The sequence below is a fragment of the Bradyrhizobium sp. Leo170 genome (genome assembly GCF_004296405.1).
In the GTDB taxonomy this organism is placed as follows: domain Bacteria; phylum Pseudomonadota; class Alphaproteobacteria; order Rhizobiales; family Xanthobacteraceae; genus Bradyrhizobium.
This window is the reverse complement of sequence record NZ_PSRR01000850.1, coordinates 1-577: the sequence shown is the minus strand read 5'-3', so window position 1 is coordinate 577 and position 577 is coordinate 1. Positions and strand designations below refer to the sequence as shown.

Below are 577 nucleotides of genomic sequence, written 5' to 3'. Positions count from 1 at the left end.
CGCAAGGCGGCCAGGAAGGTCATGGTCTGCCAGTGGCCATGTGGCACCTTGGCCTTGAGCCTTTGACCGCGCGGCGCCCAGCCCCGCAGCGGCGCCATATTGGTTTTGGTCCAGGTCTCGTCGATGAACACCAGGCGAGACGGATCGATCCGCTCCCGATATTTGCTCCATTGCGTCCGCCGACGGGCAACATCGGGACGGTCCTGCTCGGCAGCAATCAGCGTCTTTTTTTGTGACTGAGCTTCTCGGCGTGGACGAAGTTCCACAGCGTCCGGTAATCGACCCTCAGGCCACGCTCGGCAAGCTCGGCCACCAGCCCGCGCAAGGTGAAATCCGCCGTCCGGCAGCGTTGCACCAGCCAATCACGATGCTTTCCCGAAATCTTCTTCGGCTTGTAGCCGCCGATCTGATCCGGCTCGACGCTGCCGGTCCGGCGAAAGCGCTGCACCCAGAGAATGGCCGTGCTGATGCCTACACCAAATTGCGCCGCCGCCTGATGGCACGACAGGCCGCCCTCGCAGACGGCGTCAACCACGCGCTCACGCAGATCAGTCGAATACGCTCGCCCCATCCATGC

The 577-nt window shown here is 63.4% G+C and carries 1 pseudogene; it reads right to left on the bottom strand.

Features of this window, described 5'->3' with window-relative positions:
- Positions 1-571, bottom strand: a pseudogene (locus CWO89_RS45075) (IS630 family transposase); the annotation flags it as partial.
- Positions 572-577: the final 6 nt, after the last annotated feature.